Origin of the sequence: Exiguobacterium sp. KKBO11, from assembly GCF_001644945.1 — a bacterium.
GTDB lineage: Bacteria > Bacillota > Bacilli > Exiguobacteriales > Exiguobacteriaceae > Exiguobacterium_A > Exiguobacterium_A abrahamii.
Genome location: NZ_LUCU01000012.1, coordinates 1 through 457, shown reverse-complemented (window position 1 = coordinate 457; position 457 = coordinate 1). Strand labels below are relative to the sequence as shown.

1 protein-coding gene is annotated in these 457 nt (G+C 63.9%); it reads left to right on the top strand.

Features of this window, described 5'->3' with window-relative positions; all coding sequences use genetic code 11:
- On the top strand, positions 1-457 hold a 457-nt coding region (gene yidC / locus AYO36_RS06890), incomplete at both ends, for a membrane protein insertase YidC (RefSeq protein ID WP_156501833.1).

The following is a 457-nucleotide window of genomic DNA, read 5'->3' as shown; positions in this document are numbered from 1 at the left end:
CGAGTACGCCGTGCGCTTCAAGGACGAAGTCAGCAACACTGGTGCCGCTCCCTGGAACGGCTACGTCTACCGCACCCTGGACCGCACCCCGACCATCCTGTCGCGGAGCATGACCAATCCGGATTCCTTCAGCTTCAACGGTGCCACCTGGTACGACAACGACAAGAAGTACCAGCGTCGTGCGTTCAAGGACTACCTGGAAGACGGCACGCTGAACCAGAACATCACCGGTGGCTGGCTGGCGATGCTGCAGCACCACTTCTTCACTGCCTGGATCCCGCAGAAGGACCAGACCGCACACTACGTGCTGTCGCAGGTGGCCGGTCGTGACCTGATCGAGGCGCGTGGCCCGGCCTTCACCGTGGCCCCGGGCCAGTCCACCAGCACTGAAGCCCGCCTGTGGGTCGGCCCGAAGCTGGTCAACCTGATCGCCAAGGAAGACGTGCCGGGCCTGGAC